Origin of the sequence: Ornithinimicrobium pratense, from assembly GCF_008843165.1 — a bacterium.
Classification (GTDB): domain Bacteria; phylum Actinomycetota; class Actinomycetes; order Actinomycetales; family Dermatophilaceae; genus Ornithinicoccus; species Ornithinicoccus pratensis.
The window spans coordinates 1394460-1413403 of record NZ_CP044427.1; the positions used below are offsets into that span (position 1 = coordinate 1394460).

The following is an 18944-nucleotide window of genomic DNA, read 5'->3' on the forward strand; positions in this document are numbered from 1 at the left end:
GGTCACGGGAGCCGGCAGGCCCTGCACCCGCCGGCAGGGACACCACGTCACGGTCGTGGACCGTCCCTGGCCGACACTGTCCCATCGGCCGCCAGGACCGTCAACGGTCAGGGGCGGCCCGGGAGGGGCCCCGTTCAGAATCGGGTAAGTGACAGGCGTGCGCAGAGCGGGCGTTCACAGTGCAGCTCTCGCGTGGCCGCAGACAAAGATGCCGCAGACAAAGATGCCGCACACAAAGATGTCCCGTGGAGATGGCCACGGATGGCCACGTCCACGGGACAACTCTGCGATCAGATCCTCAGGACTGGCTGCCCTGGTCCTTGACCGTCTCTGCGGAGTCCTGTGCGGATCCCTTGACCTGGTCGGCCTGGGTCGTGGCCTCGTCCTTGACGTGGTCCACGCCCTCCTGGGCCGTGCCCCTCAGGTCCTCAACCGCCTGCTCCGCCTTGGGCCGGACATCCTCGACGATGCCCTGCGCGGCGGCCTTGGCCTCGTCGACCAGCGGCTGGCTGTGCTCCTGGGCCTGCTCCTTGGCAGTGACGGCCAGCTCGCGCTCCTTCTCGGTGCCCGGAAGCAGGGAGCCGAGCAGCCAGCCTGCGCCGAGGGCGATGAGACCAGCGGCGAGCGGGTTGCCCTGCGTCTTGCGGCGTGCCATCGCCGGGGCGTCGGAGACGGCGTCACGGGCCGAGCCCGCGGCGCCGGTCACCGCGTCGCGAGCCGAGCCGGCAGCGTCGCTCACGGCGTGGCCCGCGTCCTCGGCGGCCCACTGAGCACGCTCCCCGACACCTGGGGTGGTGTCGAAGGGGTCGTTGTCGCTACCCATGATCTTCTCCTTCAGGTTGCGGCCCGCGTCCTTGACGCTGCCGGTGACCTTGTCGGCCTGACGCTTGGCGACGTTGGAGGGGCTCACGGCCTCACCGAGGGCGTTGACGTCCCGGCTGAGGTTGGTGCGCGTCTCCGCGATCTGAGCCCTCAGCACCTCGGGGTCATCGCTGGTGGGCGGCACATTGGGGTTGTTGGTCATCGGTGGTCCTCATTTCCCTTAAGCGCATCCGGGACCTTCTTGGCGGTCTCGACGGTGTGCGGCATTCCTTCTACGTCCTTGAGCCGGTTGCGGCCGATGACGGCCAGCACCGCGGCGATGACGGCCCAGATCAGGGCCACCACGAGAGCGGACCAGCCCAGGCCCATGAGGTCTCCCAGGGCCCACCACAGCGCGATGGACAGGAAGAGCAGGGTGAAGTGGCCGGCTACACCTGCGCCGCCCAACATCCCAGCCCCCACGCCGGCCTTGCTCGCGCTCTGCTTGAGCTCGGCCTTGGCCAGGGCGACTTCCTGCTGCATCAGCGTGGACAGGTCCTCGCTGATGTCGGCGATCAGCGCGCCGACGGAGTCGATCTCGCCCTTGTCGTAGTTGTCATGGGCGCCGTGGATCTGCTCAGCGCGCGGGATGCTCGAGGAGCTCCCCGGCGTGCTGGGCTCGGGTGCGGCGTGCGCGCCGCCTCCGGGGTGGCTCACAGGCGGTCACCGTTCTCGCGCGAGCCCAGCCCGTCCTCGTAGCCGATCAGCTCGTCATCCTGGCCGACCAGGTCATCCTGCTGGCCGATCAGCTCATCGCCCACCGGCAGCGGCTCAGCCGCGGTGTCCAGGGTGCTGGGCTGCTCACGGGTGGCGTAGGCGGTGGGGACGCCCGGGGTGGTGGCGTACACACCGGCGTCAGCCACCGGCTCGTAGGTGCTGCGGCCCGGGTATGAGGCGTCAACAGGCGCGCCGTATCCCGCACCCTGACCGCCGGGGTAGCCGTAGCCGTAGCCATAGTCGGCGTTGGTGTCCGCGGCGTCATCGCGCAGGCTGCGGGTCAGGCGCCCGCCGACGAAACCGACGAGGCCGCAGACGGCCAGGAAGGTGCCGGGGTTGCGGCGGGCGTAGCGCTTGACGGAGTGCAACAGATCGGCCGGCTCATGGCCCTCGAGCCAGTCGGCCACGCCGTCCATCCGTCCGGCGGCCTGCTTCACCAGGCCGGTGGCCATCGAGGAGCCTTCGGCGCCCTCGGCCATCTGGCTGAACTCGTTGGCCAGGCCGTGCAGGCCCTGGGCCGCACGGTGCTGCTGGTCGCGGGCCTGACCGGTCACGTCGCCGGCCACCTCGTTCAGCAGGCTCTGGACCTGGCCCTTGGCCTCCTGCGCGACGTGCTGTGCCTCCTGCATGGCGGTCTGCGCAACCTGGCCGGCACTGTCCTTGACATCCTGTCCGACAGAGGCGGCCTCCTGCTTGGCAGTGTCCGCAGTGCTGCTCGGGGCGTGCTGGTCGAACGGTCGTTCACTCATGTGTTTTTCTCCCTCTCTGGGTGACTGGGCACCTGTGAGGCATCTGGTACCAATCCTTGACACTGTCACGTCTGGGCGCCGGCGACACCTTGAACAGGCGCGTCCACCCGTCAGGGTGGACGCCGGGGGGCCCGTCGATCAGCGCGCTGAGCGCCTCACCACTGCCCCCGTGCGGTGAGAACACCCTTGAGCAGGTCCGCCCGGTCGGTGACGATCCCGTCCACGCCCAGGTCCAGCAGCCGGTCCATCTCGGCGGGGTCGTTGATCGTCCACACGTGCACGAAGGCTCCCACCTCCTGCGCTGCGGCGACGCTGGTAGGGGTGACGACCTCAATGCCCAGGTGCTCGGCCGGCACCTGCAGCCCGTCGACCCCGCGCAGCGTCCGGGCGACGACGGAGGGGCGCACCAGGGGTGGCAGCGCGGCCGCCGCGCGGAAGGCGGCGGTCGAGCTCTGGCCGGCCGAAGTCACCACGGGGCGGGTGAGCCGCATGACCGCCGCCCTGCGCCGCTGGTCGGAGAAGCTGGTCACACACACCCGCTCGTGCGCCCGCATCCGCTCGATGACGCGCACGAGCGGAACCACCGCACCCGGGCTCTTGATGTCGATGTTGACCCGCAGGCCGGGCCATTCCTCGAGCAGGTCCTCCAGCCGCGGGACCGGTTCGCCGGCACCCACCCTGGCTCGGCTCACCTCCCGCCAGGCCAGCTCCTGGATCCGGCCCCGGCGGTCCGTCACGCGGTCCAGCGTCTCGTCGTGGAAGGCAAGGACGACACCGTCTCGGGTGGCGTGCACGTCGGTCTCGACGTACCGGTAGCCCAGCTCCACCGCAGCCCGGAAGGCGGCCATGGTGTTCTCCAGGCCGGTGCCCCCGGCGTCGTAGCCGCGGTGGGCCATCGGGATCGGCCCCGGGTGGTCCAGGTATGCCGTACGCACACCACGAGCCTAGTCGCCCGACCCTACGCAACGCGGGTGTGTTCGCGTGTGTTGACGTGGGGTCCGCCATACTCGCGCACGCTCCCGGTCGGCCACGGTGGGCCTTCTGCCAGACTGCGTGCCCATGCAGGGGCTCTACGCGCTCAAACCGTGGTACACCCGCCGGCTCAACGGTGTCGTCGACGCCGCAGTGAGCCGGGGGTTCTCACCCGACCTCTTCACGGCGGTCGGCATCGTGGGCGCCGCCATGGCCGGTGTCGCGCTCGGACTGGGCTGGTGGTGGCTGGCGCTGCCGCTGCTGGCGCTGCGCCTGGCGGGGGCCAACCTGGACGGCGCGGTGGCCCGGGCCCGGGGGGTCTCCCGGCCCTGGGGATTCGTGCTCAACGAGATCGGGGACCGGTTCGGCGATCTGCTGATGTGGGCAGGACTGGCCTGGTGGGCGGCCCAGCACTCGACGAACGCCTTGGTCTGGGTGCTGGTTGCCACCGTGGCAGCGACGCTGCCGACGTTCGCCTCGCTGTCCGCCGCCGGCGCGGGGGCGACCCGCAGGAACGGCGGCCCGCTGGGCAAGACCGAGCGCTGCCTGCTGGTCGTCGTGGGCTGCGCGGTCCCGACCTGGCTGGTGGGGGTGTCCGCGGTCGTCGTCGCCGGGTCGGTGCTGACGGCGGCGCTGCGGCTGCGCTCCGCCCACCGCGAGCTGCGGGCGCCGGTCGAGGTCGCGCCGTGAGGTGCCCGCGGTGAACGGCCCCGCGCAGTGGTGGGACCAGCTCCTGCACCATGACCGGGTGCTCACCCTGCCCGTCGAGCTGCCCTGGTTCGGCGAGGTCACCGGGCGCGGGGTGTTCAACCTCTACGTGACCCTGGCCGTGCTGGCCGTGGGCGGTCTGGCGGTGGTCGTGCTCCGGCAGCCCGAGCTGCGCACTCGCTGGACCACCTGGGTGCTCATCGCCCCGGTCGTCGGGATCCCCATCTGGCTGGGTCGAGGGCCGACGGCGTTGCTGGCCGTGCTGCTCGCGGTGCTGGCGGTCATCGAGTTCGCCCGGCTGATCGCGCTGCCCAGGCCCGAGACGTGGCTGCTGCTGATCCTGGCGGTCCTCTACCCGGTGGCCGCGTGGCAGTGGCCCGAGCTGCTCCTTCTCGCGCCGGTGATCGCGCTGGGCTGTGCGCTGCCCGCCATCCTGCGGGGTGACACCACCCTGGGTGTGGAGCGGGCAGCATTCACCGCCTTCGGCTCGATCTGGCTGTGCTGGTCCCTGGCGCACCTGGTGGTCCTGTGGGAGGACGCCTTCGTGGTCGTTTTCGCCGCGGCGGCCGCCGACGTGGCCGCCTATGCCGGCGGCAAGAGCCTGCGGCGCTTCCGCTGGGCCGCTCGCCCGTTGTCCCCGCTCTCGCCCAACAAGACGGTCGGTGGCCTGGTCGGGGCCGTGCTGGGAGCCGTGCTCATCCTGCTCATTCTCGGCGAGCTCAGCGTGGGGATGGTGGTGGCGGTCGCCGTGGGCGGGGTGCTCGGCGACCTGCTGGAGTCGATGATGAAGCGGCGCGCCGGGGTCAAGGACGCCGGGGCCTGGCTGCCCGGTTTCGGTGGGCTGCTCGACCGCGTCGACTCCCTGCTCGTCGTGCTGCCGCTCGCGGCTGTGCTGGGATAGGCCCATGACGACGGGAATCTGGGCGGCGCGGGTCAGGCACATGCTGTGGCGGGGGCTGTGCACGCTGGCCGGTGGGGTGCGGATCGGGGGCCACGTGCCCCCAGGGCCGAAGGTGCTGGTCGCCAACCACACCTCGCACGCAGACACCGCGGCGCTGCTGGCCGCCCTCCCGCCGTCCTGCCGGCCCCGGTTCGTCGCCGCCCAGGACTACTGGTTCGACCGGGCCTGGCGCCGCGCGGTAGTGACCACGCTCGTCGGGGCGCTGCCCGTCGCCCGCGCCGGCTCGGGGTACGAGGCGCTGCGCGACGCCGCCCGCCCCGTTCTGGGCGACGGCGGGAGCGTCGTGATCTACCCCGAGGGCACCCGCGGCGCCCCCGGCACGCCCGTCGGGGAGTTCCGCTCCGGAGCGCTCCGCCTGGCCGCCGACCTCGACGTGCCCCTCGTGCCGGTGGGGATCAGCGGCACCGGACGGGTGCTGCCCAAGCACGGCCGGCTCCGGCCCGAGGGCGTAGTGCTGCGCTTCGGCGACCCTCTGCCCGCCGCGCAGTGCCGGGACACGTCCCCGGAGGTCGTGCGGTCGGCGGTCCAGGCGCTGCGCGACGACAGCGAGGCGGTGCCGTGGCGTGACTCGCGGACCTTCACCTGGCTGGAGCGGCGCAGCGATGCCCAGCTCATGGGTGCCGGCTTCCTCTGGGGCGCGGCCGAGGCGCTGAGCTGGCCGATCATGGCCGAGGTGTATGTGGTGGCAGTCGGCGCGGCCCAGCCCGGGCGGGCCGGGCGGGTGGCCACGTCCGTGGCGGCCGGGTCGGTGGTGGGCGTCGTGGGCCACGCTCTCCTGGCCCGGCGTGGGGTCCACCTGCCGGCTCCGCTGACCCGGCCCCGCATGCACCGTCAGGCCCGCGCGGACCTGCGCCGCAGCGGCCCGGCCGGCATCTGGCGACAGATGTTCAACGGGGTCCCGGTCAAGGTCTACGCCAGCGCGGCGGGGGAGCTGGGCACGCCGTTGGTGCCGTTCGCGCTGCATACCGCCGGCGCGAGGCCTACGCGGATGGCGATGGCGGCGACCGTGGTCCTCCTGGCCGGGAGGTGGGCGCACCCGCTGATGCGGCGCCGCTACCCGGAATTCCTCATCCTGGGCTCGGCCGTCTTCGCCGAGGGTCTGCACCAGGTCATCCGACGCTGGCGGTAGGGTGCCGCGGCGGATCGCTGCCCGGTGCGGCGTGCCGGTAGGGGACTGGCGGGGGGGATGGGCAGGGCTCAGCGCAGGCGGAGCACACCACTGTCCGGTGGGGGTGGGGACGGCTCCCCGACCGGCCCGAACGGCAGCACGCCGGCCTCCCCGCGCGCGGTGTCGGCGCTGGGGCGCCAGGTCGTGGGGAACGTGGCGCGGGTGGCGACCCGGGTGAGCGAGACGTCGTCCAAGGGCCGGTGCGAGGCGACCACGACGACGTTGCCGTAGCGGCGCCCCTTGGCCACCTCGCGCAGCACCAGCAGCCCAACGTGGGGCAAAACCGTGCGCAGGGTCGCGGTGAACCGGGCCAGCCAGCGCAGGCCGGGTTCGTCGGCCGCGTTCACGACCAGCAGGCCGCCCGGGGCCAGCACCCGGGCCACCTGGGCGGCCCACCAGGTGCCAGTCAGCCGGGCCGGGATCCGTCCGTCGGCATACGCGTCCTGGACGATCACCTCGGCCGAGCCGTCGCGCAGCGCGGTGATCCCCTCCTCGCCGGTGACCGGCCGCACCCGGATCCGGTGGCCGCGCGGCAACGGCAGCTCGCGGCGGACCAGTTCGGTCAGGGCGCTGTCCGGCTCCAGCACGATCTGGGGGGAGCCGGGGTGGACCCGGTGGATCCACCGGGCCAGGGTCAGCCCGCCCCCGCCGACGTGCGTGGTGGCCAGTGGCGCGGGGCCTGGACACAGGGCCTGGAGCACCAGGCCGATCTGCTCCACATACTCGAAGACGAGCAGGAGCGGGTCGTCGGGGTCGACGTAGGACTGGGCGTGGCCGTCCCGCATGACGGTGGCCCCGCCCCGCTCGTCCCAGACGATCGACATCGGCGGCCGGAGGTCGCTCAGATGTCGCGGAAGGTCTGGATCTGGGCGCCGAGCGCGTTGAGCCGCACAGCCAGGTCCTCATAGCCGCGGTTGATCACGTAGACGTTGCGCAGCACCGAGACCCCGGGGGCAGCCAGCATCGCCAGCAGGATCACCACACCGGGGCGCAGCGCCGGCGGGCACATGATCTCCCCGGCGCGCCAGCGGGTCGGGCCCTCGATCATCACCCGGTGCGGGTCCATGAGGTGGACCTTCGCCCCGAGCGTGGTGAGCTCGGTGAGGTAGATCGCGCGGTTCTCATAGACCCAGTCGTGGATCAGCGTCGAGCCCTGCGCGCAGGCGGCGATGATCGCGAAAAACGGCAGGTTGTCGATGTTGAGGCCGGGGAAGGGCAACGGGTGGATCTTGTCCATGGGCGCCTTGAGCGGACCAGGTCTGGTGGTCAGGTCGACCAGCCGGGTGTGGCCGTTGGCGGAGGTGTACTCCTCGGTGAGGTCGTACTCCATACCCATCGTGTCCAGCACCGCCAGCTCGATCTCCATGAACTCGATCGGCACCCGGCGGATGGTGATCTCGCTGCCGGTCACGACGGCAGCGGCCAGCAAACTCATGGCCTCGATCGGGTCCTCGGAGGGGGAGTACTCGATGTCCTGCTCGATGTGCTCCACCCCGGTGACGGTCAGGGTGGTGGTGCCCAGGCCCTCGATCTGCACGCCGAGCTCACGCAGGAAGACACACAGGTCCTGAACCATGTAGTTGCTCGAGGCGTTGCGGATCACCGTGGTGCCGCGGTGGCGGGCCGCGGCGAGCAGGACGTTCTCGGTGACGGTGTCGCCGCGCTCGGTGAGCACGATCGCGCGCGTGGGCCAGACCGAGGTGTCGACGATGGCGTGGTAGAAGCCCGTGGTCGCGGTGACCTCCAGCCCGAACTGCCGCAGGGCGGTCATGTGCGGTTCGACGGTGCGGGTGCCCAGGTCGCAGCCGCCGGCGTAGGGCAGCTCGAAGTTGTCGAACTCGTGCAGCAGCGGACCCAGGAACATGATGATCGTCCGGGTGCGTCGCGCCGCGGTCTCGTCCATCGCGGCCAGGTCGATCTTCTCCGGAGGGACGATCTCCAGGTCGGAGGAGTCTGGCAACCAGCGGATCTTGAAGCCGATGGAGGTCAGCACCTCGGTGATGCGGTTGACCTCCTCGATCCGGGCCAGGTTGCGCAAGGTGGTGCGGCCCTTGTTGATCATTGAGGCGCACAGCAGCGCGACTGCGGCGTTCTTGGAGGTGCGCACGTCGATCTCGCCGGAGAGCTTGACGCCCCCGGTGATGCGCAGGTTCTGGGGCACGCCGGAGGAGACCTGGACGATCTCGGAGTCCAGCTTCTCGCCGATGCGGGCGATCATCTCCAGGGAGAGGTTCTGCTTGCCCTGCTCGATGCGTGCGACCGCGCTCTGGCTGGTGCCCAGCAAGTGGGCCAGATCGGCCTGGGTGAGGTCCTTGTGGCGGCGGGCGTCACGGATCAGTGCGCCGATCCTGGAGAGGTAGCTCTCGGTCATGGTGGTCCACTCTAGATCACATATATGAGATAACCATGTGAGCGCGGCCCCCGGATGGCGGGGCGCTGGCTAGGGGTGCCGCTCCACCGCGCTGACCAGCAGCGGGACCACCAGCTCGCGCTGCCAGGGCCGGGCGCCCTGCTCGGCCGCGGCGGCGTCCAGGCCCTCGGCGTCGCGCTGCGCAGGCGGGCGCCAGAGCAGCCGTCGCACGGTGTCCGGCTGCATGAGGTTCTCGACCGGGACGTCCACGCGCTCGGACAACGCCGCGAGCCCGGCCCTGACCTCCGTCAGCCGGGCGGCGGCACCGGGGTCCCGGTCGGCCCAGGCACGCGGCGGTGGCGGGCCGTCCCCCCGCTTCGTCGGCTCCGGCAGCTCGTCCTCGGCCAGCTCTTGCACTGCACGGATCGCGCCCAGCCAGGCGCCCTGGTAGCGCAGCAGCCCCTGTTCGGCGCGGCGCTGCCGGCTGTGCGAGCGCTCGGCCCGGTCGGGCGCCAGGCTGGTGGCGTCCCGCGGCTGGCGCATCGCCAGGTCGACCAGGGTGCTGTCGGGCAGGACCCGACCCGGGGAGACGTCCCGCTCGCGGGCGATGGCGTCTCGGACCAGCCACAGCTCGCGCAGGGCAGCCAGTGCCCGGGGCTTGCGCAGCCGGTGCATGCCGGAGGTGCGCCGCCAGGCGTCCGGGTCGTTGGGGCCGGGCGGACCGGTGAACCGGGTGAGCGCGTCGAACTCCTGACGCGCCCAGTCCAGCTTGCCCTGCTCGGCCAGGTCCCGCTCCATCCGGTCCCGCAGATCGATGAGCAGCTCGACGTCCAACGCGGCATACCGCAGCCACGGCTCGGGCAGGGGACGGGTGGACCAGTCGACGGCGGAGTGCTCCTTGGCCAGGGTCACGCCCAGGTAGTACTCCAGGACCGCGGACAGCCCCACGCGCGGCAGGCCGGCCAGCCGTCCGCCGAGCTCGGTGTCGAACAGCTGGGCGGGGCGCATGCCGACCTCGGCCAGGCAGGGGATGTCCTGGGTCGCGGCGTGCAGGACCCACTCCGTCCCGGCGAGCGCGTGGCCGATGGCCGTGAGGTCCTCGAAGGCGATCGGGTCGATGAGCAGGGTGCCGACGCCCTCGCGGCGCAGCTGGACCAGGTAGGCGCGCTGGCCGTAGCGGTAGCCGGAGGCGCGCTCGGCGTCGACGGCGACCGGACCCTCACCCGAGCGCAGCGCGTCCAGCGCCTCCCGCAGACCCTCGGTGGTGTCGACCACGCCCGGGACACCTTCGGCAGGCGCGTCCAGCGGCTCGAAGTCGCTGCTCGGATCGGCGTTCAACGCCGGGTCCACCGCCATCAGCGGCGGGTCCCGGACAGCGCGACGACGCCCTCCGGCAGCGGGGGCAGGCCGGCCAGGGTGCACAGCAGGTCACCCCAGGCCCCCAGGGTCGCGGCCAGCTCGTCAGGCTCCCGGTCCGGGGTCAGCACCGGGGTCCAGGACGCGCGGATCTCCAGCTCCACGGTGGGCTCACGGTCGGCCAGCGCCCCGAAGCTCTCGGAGGTCACGCAGGTGACCGTGCCCGCCGGGGCGACATAGGCGAGACCCGCCTCGTCCAGGGCGTCGGTGAGCCAGGACCAGCCCGCCTGCCCGGCGAGCGGGTCATGCCCGACCTCGGGCTCCATCTGGGCCTTGGCGTAGGTCACCGCCCGCCAGGTGCCTTCCCACGGCTCGGGTCCCTCGGGGTCGTGCAGCAGGACGAACCTCCCCGTCGCGGCGGCCTCGTCGTCGTCGGTGAGGTGGGAGGGGACAACCTCGCCGGACAGCGCCACCGCGTGCGGCGCCAGCCGCGAGGGCGCCGGGACCTCCTCCAGCACCAGCTCGGGGCGCACCTGCGCCTCACGGACCCCGGCCAGGGCCCGGGTGAAGATGGTGTCCTCCGGCGCGCCGGGCGTGCCCGCCGACCGCTGTCGGGGGCGTGCGTCACTGATCCGGCTCACCACGCCTCCCACAGTAGGCCGGTCGGGCGCCCTCCGGCAGGAGCGCAACGCCGACACGCCAGCCGGGGGCCAGCGGCCAGGCTGCGCCACAGCCGGCCCGGCCGCACAACCTGATCAGCGCAACCTGGGATCAGCGCACAACGTGGGATCAAGGTTGTGCGGAGGGATCCCCCTCGGGCGCGTTGTCTGCGCGACACAAGGTGGGATCAAGGTTGTGCGGCCTTCTCCACACCGCCTGTCGTCAAGGTTGCGCGCCGGTCGGGCCAGGCTTACCGGTCGCTCCGCAGCAGGGACCAGCACTCGTCGTCCCACCAGACCTCGCCCTCGGGGGCCAGCACCGCCGCGCGGTCCACCCCGTCCAGGTGGAAGCCCAGGCGGCACAGCAGCTTGGAGGAGGGCGTGGCGGCAGCGAAGACGCGGGTGGTGATCCGGCGGATGCCGCCCGGGCCCAGGACCAGCTGCACAATCTCGCCCACCGCCTCCGTCGCCAGGCCCTGCCCCTGCTGGCCGGGGTGCAGGGCGTAGCCCAGACCGGCGTCGACCTCCTCGCTCGTCGCCGGGGCCTTCACCGAGGACGGCCAGAACCAGAGCCGGACGTCGCCGACGACGGCACCGTCCAGCTCCAGCGCCACGCTGAGTCCGGCCGGGTCAGCGAGCCACCGGTCGACCAGGTCCCGTGCTCCGTCCGGGTCGAGCGGGGGATGGCCGAGATAGCGCGTCACCTCCGGCACCGAGCGGTAGGCGTGCACGGCCGCGGCATCGGCCGGGGTCAGCTCACGCAGGACGAGCCGGGAGGTTTGTCGTGGCAGCTCGCCCGCGATCCGCGCGTGGGCCGCGGACACCGGGGCAGCGACGGCAGGGACGGCAGCGACGGCAGCGACGTCGGGTGAGTCGGCGGGGTCAGAGGGCTCGGGGGAGGCACACATCGTGCCCAGTGTCGCAAGCCCCTCGTGGGAGACTCGAAGGGTGACCACCCTCGCGCAGCAGAGCAGCCAGACCGTGCCCGCCGACAGCCCTCTGGTGCGCGCCGCCCGAGGGCAGGAGGCGCCGCATACCCCTGTGTGGTTCATGCGCCAGGCAGGGCGGTCGCTGCCGGAGTACCGCAAGCTGCGCGAGGGTGTGCCCATGCTGCAGTCCTGCCGCACTCCGGAGCTGGTCACCGAGATCACCCTGCAGCCGGTGCGACGGCACGGGGTCGACGCCGCGATCTTCTTCTCCGACATCGTCGTGCCGCTGCAGGCGGTGGGTCTGGACCTGGACATCGTGCCCGGCACCGGCCCCGTCGTCGCCGAGCCGGTGCGCACCCGGGCCGACCTGGACCGTATCCCCGAGCTGACCCCGGAGCACGTCCCGGACATCGCCCAGTCGGTTGACCTGCTCGTCGCCGAGCTGGGCGCCACCCCGCTCATCGGCTTCGCCGGGGCGCCGTTCACCCTGGCCTCCTACCTGGTCGAGGGCGGCCCGTCGAAGAACCACGAGCGCACCAAGGCGCTGATGCACGGTGACCCTGAGCTGTGGCACGACCTGTGCGCCCGGCTGGCCCAGATCTCGCTCACCTTCCTGCAGGTCCAGGCCGCGGCCGGGGCCAGCGCGGTCCAGCTGTTCGACTCCTGGGCTGGGTTCCTCTCCCGAGCCGATTACGAGCAGCACGTCCTGCCGCACTCCCGGGCGGTGCTGCAGGGCTTCACCGAGGCGCACCCAGAGGTGCCGCGGATCCACTTCGGCGTCGGCACCGGGGAGCTCCTGCCGCTCATGGCCGACGCCGGCACCGAGGTCATCGGGGTCGACTACCGGGTCAGTCTCACCGACGCCCTGGAGCGCACCGGGGGACGGTATGCCGTGCAGGGCAACCTGGACCCCGCCCTGCTCTTCGCCCCCTGGGAGGCGCTGGAGCGTCGGGTCCGCGAGATCGTGGCCGAGGGCCAGGCCGCGCCCGGGCACATCTTCAACCTCGGCCACGGCGTCCTGCCGCACACCGACCCCGAGGTGCTCACCCGGGTCACGGCGCTGGTGCACGAGCTCACGAGCTGAGGTCCTGGGCCGCGCGCCGGTTCGTCGAGGGACGCACCTGCGCCTCCCATCGACTGAGATCCGTGCATGACAGCAGCACTCGGTGACGTGTCGGCACCAGCATGGGTCGCCACCCGCGTGGGTCCGCCGCAGGGACCGTCGCCGGGGGAAGATGTCGGCATGGACCAAGAGCGACTCGTGCGGCAGCCGCGTGACTGGAGGTTCGATCCCTGGTTGGTCGGGACGAGCGCGCTCGCCGTGGCCCTGGCCCTTGCCCTGGACCTGCCCTGGTGGGGAGCTGGCCTGCTCGGCGGCGGAGGCTACGCCCTGGGCCTGCTCCTGACGGTGACCGTTCAGCGTTGGCGCCGCACCCGCGCCTCGTCCCAGACCGGCTCGTCCGCCTCATAGACGGTCCCGCCGGCGCCGAAAACCAGGAAGCGGTCGAAGCCGCGGGCGAACCAGCGGTCGTGGGTGACGGCGAGCACGGTGCCCTCGAAGCCGGCGAGACCTTCCTCCAGCGCCTCCGCCGAGTGCAGGTCGAGGTTGTCGGTCGGCTCGTCGAGCAGCAGTAGGGTCGCGCCGGAGAGCTCCAGCAGCAGGATCTGGAAGCGGGCCTGCTGACCGCCCGAGAGGCTCTCGAAGGTCTGCTCGGCCGCCCGCGCCAGGCCGTAGCGGTCCAGGACCCGCGCCGCCTCCTCGCGCGTGCGTCCGTGCCGGTGCTCGTCCCCGCGGTGCAGGATCTGCAGCAGGGTGCGGCCCGCCTCCCCGGTCTGTAGACCCTCGTGGGTCTGCGCGAACCAGCCCGGCCGGACCCGGGAGCCCAGCCGCGCGACCCCGGTATGCCGCACCGGCGTCGGTCCGCCCGACGCTGCACCGATCGGCTGGTGCTCGACGTCGGGGTCGGAGCCGCCAGCCGCCAGCAGCCGCAGGAAGTGTGACTTGCCTGAGCCGTTAGACCCCAGGACCGCCACCCGCTCGCCATACCAGACCTCGAGATCGAAGGGCCGCATGAGCGCCTCACCGGTTCCTTCCCCGGGAGCCAGCAGCTCCAGCCGCCGGCAGACGACGGCACGCTTAGCGGTGCGGCCGCCGGTCAGCCGCATGCGCACGTTTTGCTCGAGGGCGATTTTCTCCGGCGGCCCCGCGTCCTCGAAGCGCTGCAGCCTGGTCCGGGCCGCCTGGTAGCGGGCTGCCATGTCGGAGTTGTAGGCGGCCTTCTGCTTGTACATGAGCATCAGCCTGCGGAGCTTGGCGTGCTCCTCGTCCCAGCGCTTGAGTTCCTCCTCGAGCCGGGCGTTGCGCTCCCGCCGGGCCTGGTGCCAGGTGGCGAAGCTGCCCGGGTGGGTCCAGGCGGTGGCGCCGGCAGCGCTCGGCTCCAGCGTGACGATCCGGGTCGCTGCACGGCTGAGCAGCTCGCGGTCGTGGCTGACCAGCAGCACCGTCTTGGTGGTGGCCTGCAGCGCGGACTCCAGCCACTGCTTGCCGGGCACGTCGAGGTAGTTGTCCGGCTCGTCCAGGAGCAGCACCTCCTCAGGGCCGCGCAGCAGGGCCTCCAGGACCAGGCGCTTCTGCTCCCCGCCGGAGAGGGTGCGCACCCTTCGCCACTGCGCCTGCTCGAAGGGCAGACCCAGCGCAGTGGTGGTCACCTCGTCCCAGCGCGTCTCCTGCTCGTAGCCGCCGACGTCGCCCCAGTCGGCCAGCGCCTGGGCGTAGGCCATCTGGGCGGGCTCGTCGTCGACCTCCATGATCGCCAGCTCGGTCGCGTCCAGCGCTCGGGCGGCCTGCCCGATCCGCTCCGGGGCCACCGAGACCAGCAGGTCGCGGACCGTGGAGTCGTCGCGCACCGAGCCGATGAACTGGCGCATCACACCCAGGCCGCCTGAGCGGTTGAGGGACCCGCCGTGCGGCTCCAGGTCACCGGCGATGATCCGCAGCAGCGTGGTCTTGCCGGTGCCGTTGGGCCCGACGAGGGCCACCACGGCCCCCTCACCGACGCGAAGGCTCACCTCGTCCAGCAGGGGCCGCCCGTCGGGCAGGACGAAAGAGATCTGGCTGAGGTCGACGTGTCCCATCGCCTCGTGAGCCTGCCAGCACTGCGGTCAGGCGTCCACCGGTTTGCCGCCCCGACGGCCGGCCGGACCAGCCAAGATCAGGCGGAGGGCCCCTGGGCCTCGGGCTCCTCCGCGATGACCTCCCGCGACGCGGCGTCCCGGCCACCGGGGCGACCCAGGAAGCCGTCGGGGGTGATGGGCAGGGCCCGCTTGTGCGCGGTGCGGCGATACCAGCCGGTGATCGTCCGCTCGTCCTCCTCTGACACCTCCCGGCCCTCCAGGTAGTCGTCGATGGCGGCGTAGGTGACCCCGAGGGCCTCCTCGTCGGCCAGCATCGGCCGGTCGCTCTCCAGGTCCGCGGTCGGCACCTTGTCCACGAGGGTGTCCGGGGCCCCGAGCCACCGGCAGATGTCCCGCACCCGGTTCTTGGGCAGGCCGAAGAGCGGCACGAGGTCGGCGGCACCGTCACCGAACTTGGTGTAGAACCCGACCAGAGCCTCGGCCGCCTGGTCGGTCCCGAGCACGGCCATCCCGCGCACCCCGGCGACCGCGAACTGCGCCGTCATCCGCTCGCGGGCCTTGACGTTGCCCCGGTGGTAGTGGGCGCTCTCCTGACCGCCGCCGATCCCGGCCCGCTCCAACTCATCCCACAGGGCGTCGGTCGCGGGGCCGATGTCGACGGTGAGGATCTCGTCGGCGGCAATGAACTCCACCGCGGCCTGCGCGTCCGCCTCGTCCTTCTGCTCGCGGTAGGGCAGCCGGATCCCGACGAACTGCGCCTCACCGCCGGCCTCGCGGACCCGCTCGACCGCGAGCTGGGCCAGCCGCCCGGCGGCCGTGGAGTCCACTCCTCCGCTGATGCCCAGGACGTAGCCGCGCAACCCCGTCTCCTGGAGGTAGCGGGCCAGGAAGTCGATCCGACGCCCGCCCTCCCGGGCCGCGTCGAAAGACTCAGGGTCGACCACTTCCAGGGCCGTCCGGATCTCCTGCTGCAGCTGCTGGTCGGTCATCCTTGGATGCTAGCCCGGCCTGCGCGGCGCCCGCCTGGCGGGACGTCGCGCGGGTGGTCCCCGTGCGTGCCCGGGTCCGTCGGCGCCGCCACAGCAGCAGCGGTATGCCGAGCAGCGCGGCGAGGGCGAGGAAGGGCAGCAGTGCTCCGATGGCGGTCAGCGCTATGGTCCCCGAGGCGACGAACGCCTCCCACCCCGCACGCAGGCCGGACATGAAGCCGGTGTCGTCGTCCTCGTTCAGCACCTCCAGGTCATCGCTCTCCTCGGCGAGGTGGAGGGTGATCGTGGAGCGGCTGACGTCGGCCTCCAGCACCTTCATCCGCGCCTTCAGCGCGTCGAGGTCTGCCTCGCGGGAGGTCAGCTCGCGCTCCAGGGAGGCAATCGACTCCACCGAAGGCGCATCGGCGATGAGGTCGCGCAGCCGCTCGGCGCCGGCCTCCAGGGTCGCGACGCGGGCCTCCACGTCGCGATACTCGGCCGTGACGTCCTCCGCGGTGCTGCGGGTAAAGGTGACCTCGCCCAGCTCGCTGAGACTGGTGATGATGCCGTCCAGGTCGGAGGAGGGCACGCGCAGGACCATCGAGCCGTGGCCGTCCCGGTCCTCTGTGCCGGGCACGATCTCCTCGGACTGGACCCAGCCGCCGGCGCCGGAGACAGAGGCGCGGGCCTGGGCCGCGGCTGCCGCGACGTCCTCGACCAGCATCTTGAGCTCGACCCGGCGCACCATCATCGGGGCATCCTCGGTAGTCACCGCCCCGGGCGCGACCGACCCGCCAGCGACGGTGCTGTCGTCTGCGGCGGCGGCCTCGCCGTCACCGTCCATCGCGGAGTCCGGCTGCGCCCTCTCCATGCCGGCGTCGTCCTCGAACTGCTCCACGGAGGCGTCGCTATCAGCACCCGCCGGGCTGGAGTCGTTGGTCGAACCGGCCGAGCATCCCGCCAGCACCAGCAGGAGGGCCAGCACGGCCGTGATCCATTTCGTCCTCATCGTTGTCTCCTGGGTTGGGCCCCGACCGGTGCCGGCGCATACTGCTCCGACCCGCCGAGGCCGGAGCGAGTTCCGGTCAACAGGTCACGAGTTGCTCACGATCCCATCCGGGCGGCCCCTTGTGGCGCACCCCCGTGAGCGCGCCGTCGGCGTCCGACGGGGGCCGTGATGAGGTGCCCCAGGACGGGGTGAGACGCTGTGTGGCATGCCCTCCTACCTGGTCGTCGGCGGCGGGATCAGTGGTCTTGCCTCGGCCGTCGGCATCCTCGACGCAGACCCAGCGGCCCAGGTGACGGTGCTGGAGGGCAGCGACCGCGTCGGCGGCAAGCTGCGGGGGGCACAGGTCGCCGGCCGCATGGTCGACGTCGGCGCGGAGGCCGTCCTGGCGCGCAGACCGGAGGCCCTGGAGCTGATCGACCGCGCGGGGCTGGCCGGGGACGTGGTGCACCCGACGGGGGCGTCGGCCCAGGTCTGGAGCCGGGGGAGCCTGCACCCGATGCCCCGCCGCACCCTCATGGGTGTTCCCGCCGACCCGGAGGCGCTGCGTGGCCTGCTCACCGACGAGGAGGTCGAGCGGGCGCTCGCCGAGGTGGTGCCGAAGACCGCGAGCCCGGGGATCTCGGACCCCGACCCGCGGGTCGACGACATCTCCGTCGGTGACCTCGTCGCCGACCGCCTCGGCCCCGCGGTCGTCGACCGGCTGGTGGAGCCGCTGCTCGGCGGGGTCTACGCCGGGCACGCCCGGTTGCTGTCCGCGCGTGCCGCCCTGCCGCAGCTGCGCACGCTCGTCGGGGACGGCGGCTCGCTGACGGGTGCCGTGGACCGGATGCTGCCGGCGCCCACCGACGGCACCCAGAGCCAGGTCGCCGCGCCGGTCTTCGCCACCGTCCTCGGCGGCCTGCACCGGCTGCCGGATGCGCTGGCCGACCTACTGGCCGAGCGGGGGGCCACCGTGCGCACCGGCGCCGTGGCCCGGGAGCTGCACGTGCTGCCGGAGGGGGGCTTCGAGGTGGTGACCGGGCCCCGGCCGGCGCCCACGGCATACCGGGCGGACCGGGTGGTGCTGGCCGTGCCGCCGGCGCCCACCGCGCGCCTGCTGGCCTCGCTCGCTCCCCAGGCTGCAGACCTGCTCCAGCGCGTGGAGACGGCCTCGGTGGCGGTCATCACCCTGGCGCTGCCCAGCGCCGAGCTCGGCGAACTGACCGGCTCCGGCTTTCTCGTCCCTCCGGTCGAGGGCTTGCGGATCAAGGCTGCGACGTTCTCGGCGACCAAGTGGGCCTGGGTCCGCGAGCTCGGCCAGGGTGCCGGGCCGGAGGGGCAGGACCTCACCTTCCTGCGGGCCTCGATCGGCCGCCACCGCGAGGAGTCGACCCTCCAGCACCCGGACGACGAGCTTGTCGAAGCCGCGCGGGCCGACCTCGCACTGGTCCTTGGTCGTGACCTTCCGGAGCACGTCGACGCCCACGTGCAGCGCTGGGGCGGTGGGCTGCCGCAGTACGCAGTCGGGCACGTCGACCTGGTCGAGCAGGTCCACACAGCCGTCGACCGGGTGCCCGGCCTGGCCGTGTGCGGCGCCGGCTACGAGGGCGTCGGCATCCCCGCCTGTATCGCCTCCGCACGTCGGGCCGTGGACCGGCTCACCGACCACCCCACAGACCCCGCCCCACCAGCACACTCGAGGAGCACAACCGCATGAGCAACTACACCCACCCCACCCCGGAGCAGGCCGAGGAGATCAACGCCGAGATCCGGTATGCGGCCTACTCGGTCTTCCGGGCGGCCGCGCCGCTGCCGCAGGACCGGGAGGGCCTGGCCCAGGAGGTGGAGCAGCTCTTCGCCGAGCTGTCCGGGCACGGGCTGGTCGTCCGGGGCGTCTACGACGTTGCCGGCCTGCGCGCCGACGCCGACCTCATGGTCTGGTGGCACGCCGAGGAGGTGGAGCTGGTGCAGACGGCATACCAGCGCTTCCGCCAGACCCATCTGGGGCAGCACCTGGAGCCGGTGTGGTCCAACGTGGGCCTGCACCGCCCGGCGGAGTTCAACCGCGGGCACGTGCCAGCCTTCCTCTCCGGCCACGAGCCGAAGAAGTTCCTGTGCGTCTACCCGTTCGTGCGGTCCTACGAGTGGTACGTCCTGGACCCGGCCGAGCGCGGGCAGATGCTGCGCGAGCACGGCGTGGCCGCCAAGGACTACAAGGACGTGCTGGCCAACACCATCTCCAGTTTCGCGCTCGGCGACTACGAGTGGCTGCTGGCCTTCGAGGCCGACGAGCTGCATCGGATCGTGGACCTGATGCGCGACCTGCGCAACACCCAGGCCCGCCTGCACGTGCGCGAGGAGGTGCCGTTCTTCACCGGCCCCCGCGTCGAGGTCGCTGAGCTGGTGGCCCGGCTGCCCTGAGC

At 72.5% G+C, this 18944-nt stretch carries 19 protein-coding genes; 7 read left to right on the forward strand and 12 right to left on the reverse strand.

The features are described from left to right. Window positions 1–298 precede the first annotated feature (298 nt). The 4 genes from FY030_RS06270 to FY030_RS06290 form a co-directional block, all read right to left on the reverse strand. Entirely contained in the window at window positions 299–1024 is a 726-nt protein-coding gene (locus tag FY030_RS06270) for a DUF3618 domain-containing protein (protein ID WP_158060759.1), read from the reverse strand. Beyond that, on the reverse strand, window positions 1021–1398 hold the full coding sequence (locus FY030_RS06275; protein WP_420371883.1) for a phage holin family protein: 378 nt from the start codon (window positions 1396–1398) through the stop codon (window positions 1021–1023). The genes FY030_RS06270 and FY030_RS06275 overlap by 4 nt, the downstream gene beginning before the upstream one ends. Before the next feature lie 116 nt (window positions 1399–1514). Further along, a complete protein-coding gene (locus FY030_RS16325; protein WP_192498747.1) occupies window positions 1515–2327 on the reverse strand; it encodes a hypothetical protein in 813 nt (270 codons plus the stop codon). Window positions 2328–2482: 155 nt separating this feature from the next. Continuing rightward, window positions 2483–3262, reverse strand: coding sequence for a glycerophosphodiester phosphodiesterase family protein (locus tag FY030_RS06290; protein ID WP_158060763.1), 780 nt, complete (start codon window positions 3260–3262; stop codon window positions 2483–2485). 124 nt (window positions 3263–3386) lie between these two features. Here FY030_RS06290 and FY030_RS06295 point away from each other — a divergent pair, with 124 nt between their 5' ends. Genes FY030_RS06295 through FY030_RS06305 form a run of 3 tightly spaced genes read left to right on the forward strand, consistent with a single transcriptional unit; the run spans window position 3387 to window position 6097 of the window. Next, window positions 3387–3989: a CDP-alcohol phosphatidyltransferase family protein gene (locus FY030_RS06295; RefSeq protein WP_158060764.1), complete on the forward strand. Its 603-nt coding sequence runs from the start codon at window positions 3387–3389 to the stop codon at window positions 3987–3989. Window positions 3990–3999: 10 nt separating this feature from the next. Then, window positions 4000–4908, forward strand: coding sequence for a phosphatidate cytidylyltransferase (locus tag FY030_RS06300; RefSeq protein WP_238348588.1), 909 nt, complete (start codon window positions 4000–4002; stop codon window positions 4906–4908). Between the two features lie 4 nt (window positions 4909–4912). Then, window positions 4913–6097 (forward strand): lysophospholipid acyltransferase family protein, encoded by a 1185-nt coding sequence (locus FY030_RS06305; protein ID WP_158060766.1) that lies wholly within the window; start codon window positions 4913–4915, stop codon window positions 6095–6097. A gap of 68 nt (window positions 6098–6165) precedes the next feature. Here FY030_RS06305 and FY030_RS06310 read toward each other — a convergent pair whose 3' ends face one another. The 5 genes from FY030_RS06310 to FY030_RS06330 form a co-directional block, all read right to left on the reverse strand. After that, entirely contained in the window at window positions 6166–6960 is a 795-nt protein-coding gene (locus FY030_RS06310; RefSeq protein WP_158060767.1) for a spermidine synthase, read from the reverse strand. A gap of 17 nt (window positions 6961–6977) precedes the next feature. Continuing rightward, window positions 6978–8507 (reverse strand): helix-turn-helix domain-containing protein, encoded by a 1530-nt coding sequence (locus FY030_RS06315; protein ID WP_158060768.1) that lies wholly within the window; start codon window positions 8505–8507, stop codon window positions 6978–6980. 69 nt (window positions 8508–8576) lie between these two features. Then, a complete protein-coding gene (locus tag FY030_RS06320; RefSeq protein ID WP_158060769.1) occupies window positions 8577–9842 on the reverse strand; it encodes an HRDC domain-containing protein in 1266 nt (421 codons plus the stop codon). After that, the gene (locus FY030_RS06325; protein ID WP_158060770.1) at window positions 9842–10486 is read right to left on the reverse strand and encodes a DUF3000 domain-containing protein; all 645 of its coding nucleotides are present in this window, start codon (window positions 10484–10486) and stop codon (window positions 9842–9844) included. The genes FY030_RS06320 and FY030_RS06325 overlap by 1 nt, the downstream gene beginning before the upstream one ends. 266 nt (window positions 10487–10752) lie before the next feature. Next, a complete protein-coding gene (locus FY030_RS06330; protein ID WP_192498748.1) occupies window positions 10753–11409 on the reverse strand; it encodes a GNAT family N-acetyltransferase in 657 nt (218 codons plus the stop codon). A gap of 40 nt (window positions 11410–11449) precedes the next feature. Here FY030_RS06330 and hemE point away from each other — a divergent pair, with 40 nt between their 5' ends. After that, complete coding sequence (hemE, locus tag FY030_RS06335) at window positions 11450–12514, forward strand: uroporphyrinogen decarboxylase (RefSeq protein WP_238348589.1); 1065 nt, start codon at window positions 11450–11452, stop codon at window positions 12512–12514. Window positions 12515–12673: 159 nt separating this feature from the next. Next, window positions 12674–12901, forward strand: coding sequence for a hypothetical protein (locus FY030_RS06340; protein ID WP_158060773.1), 228 nt, complete (start codon window positions 12674–12676; stop codon window positions 12899–12901). On the opposite strand, the gene FY030_RS06345 is transcribed toward FY030_RS06340, so the two are convergent. The 3 genes from FY030_RS06345 to FY030_RS06355 form a co-directional block, all read right to left on the reverse strand. Then, the gene (locus tag FY030_RS06345; protein WP_158060774.1) at window positions 12847–14565 is read right to left on the reverse strand and encodes an ABC-F family ATP-binding cassette domain-containing protein; all 1719 of its coding nucleotides are present in this window, start codon (window positions 14563–14565) and stop codon (window positions 12847–12849) included. The two genes, FY030_RS06340 and FY030_RS06345, sit on opposite strands and share 55 nt — an antisense overlap. A gap of 77 nt (window positions 14566–14642) precedes the next feature. Continuing rightward, window positions 14643–15554 carry an ammonia-dependent NAD(+) synthetase gene (gene nadE / locus FY030_RS06350; protein ID WP_158060775.1) on the reverse strand — a complete coding sequence of 304 codons (912 nt, stop codon included), beginning with the start codon at window positions 15552–15554 and terminating at the stop codon, window positions 14643–14645. Then, window positions 15496–16542 carry a DUF4349 domain-containing protein gene (locus FY030_RS06355; RefSeq protein WP_158060776.1) on the reverse strand — a complete coding sequence of 349 codons (1047 nt, stop codon included), beginning with the start codon at window positions 16540–16542 and terminating at the stop codon, window positions 15496–15498. Before FY030_RS06355 ends, nadE begins: the two co-directional genes overlap by 59 nt. A 205-nt stretch (window positions 16543–16747) precedes the next feature. On the opposite strand from FY030_RS06355, the gene hemG reads away from it, so the two are divergent. Together hemG and hemQ are read left to right on the forward strand one after the other, a co-directional pair. Next, window positions 16748–18238, forward strand: coding sequence for a protoporphyrinogen oxidase (gene hemG, locus FY030_RS06360; protein WP_158060777.1), 1491 nt, complete (start codon window positions 16748–16750; stop codon window positions 18236–18238). Next, a complete protein-coding gene (gene hemQ, locus FY030_RS06365) occupies window positions 18235–18942 on the forward strand; it encodes a hydrogen peroxide-dependent heme synthase (RefSeq protein WP_158060778.1) in 708 nt (235 codons plus the stop codon). Before hemG ends, hemQ begins: the two co-directional genes overlap by 4 nt. Window positions 18943–18944: the final 2 nt, after the last annotated feature.

Bases quoted from the DNA above. Each gene is read 5' to 3' on its own strand.
- hemQ (WP_158060778.1), top strand. From the start codon at position 18,235: ATGAGCAACTACACCCACCCCACCCCGGAGCAGGCCGAGGAGATCAAC.
- FY030_RS06310 (WP_158060767.1), bottom strand. From the start codon at position 6,960: ATGTCGATCGTCTGGGACGAGCGGGGCGGGGCCACCGTCATGCGGGAC.
- FY030_RS06295 (WP_158060764.1), top strand. From the start codon at position 3,387: ATGCAGGGGCTCTACGCGCTCAAACCGTGGTACACCCGCCGGCTCAAC.
- FY030_RS06270 (WP_158060759.1), bottom strand. From the start codon at position 1,024: ATGACCAACAACCCCAATGTGCCGCCCACCAGCGATGACCCCGAGGTG.
- FY030_RS06305 (WP_158060766.1), top strand. From the start codon at position 4,913: ATGACGACGGGAATCTGGGCGGCGCGGGTCAGGCACATGCTGTGGCGG.
- FY030_RS06315 (WP_158060768.1), bottom strand. From the start codon at position 8,507: ATGACCGAGAGCTACCTCTCCAGGATCGGCGCACTGATCCGTGACGCC.
- FY030_RS06330 (WP_192498748.1), bottom strand. From the start codon at position 11,409: ATGTGTGCCTCCCCCGAGCCCTCTGACCCCGCCGACTCACCCGACGTC.
- FY030_RS06355 (WP_158060776.1), bottom strand. From the start codon at position 16,542: ATGAGGACGAAATGGATCACGGCCGTGCTGGCCCTCCTGCTGGTGCTG.
- FY030_RS06340 (WP_158060773.1), top strand. From the start codon at position 12,674: ATGGACCAAGAGCGACTCGTGCGGCAGCCGCGTGACTGGAGGTTCGAT.
- nadE (WP_158060775.1), bottom strand. From the start codon at position 15,554: ATGACCGACCAGCAGCTGCAGCAGGAGATCCGGACGGCCCTGGAAGTG.
- FY030_RS16325 (WP_192498747.1), bottom strand. From the start codon at position 2,327: ATGAGTGAACGACCGTTCGACCAGCACGCCCCGAGCAGCACTGCGGAC.
- FY030_RS06345 (WP_158060774.1), bottom strand. From the start codon at position 14,565: ATGGGACACGTCGACCTCAGCCAGATCTCTTTCGTCCTGCCCGACGGG.
- hemG (WP_158060777.1), top strand. From the start codon at position 16,748: ATGCCCTCCTACCTGGTCGTCGGCGGCGGGATCAGTGGTCTTGCCTCG.
- FY030_RS06320 (WP_158060769.1), bottom strand. From the start codon at position 9,842: ATGGCGGTGGACCCGGCGTTGAACGCCGATCCGAGCAGCGACTTCGAG.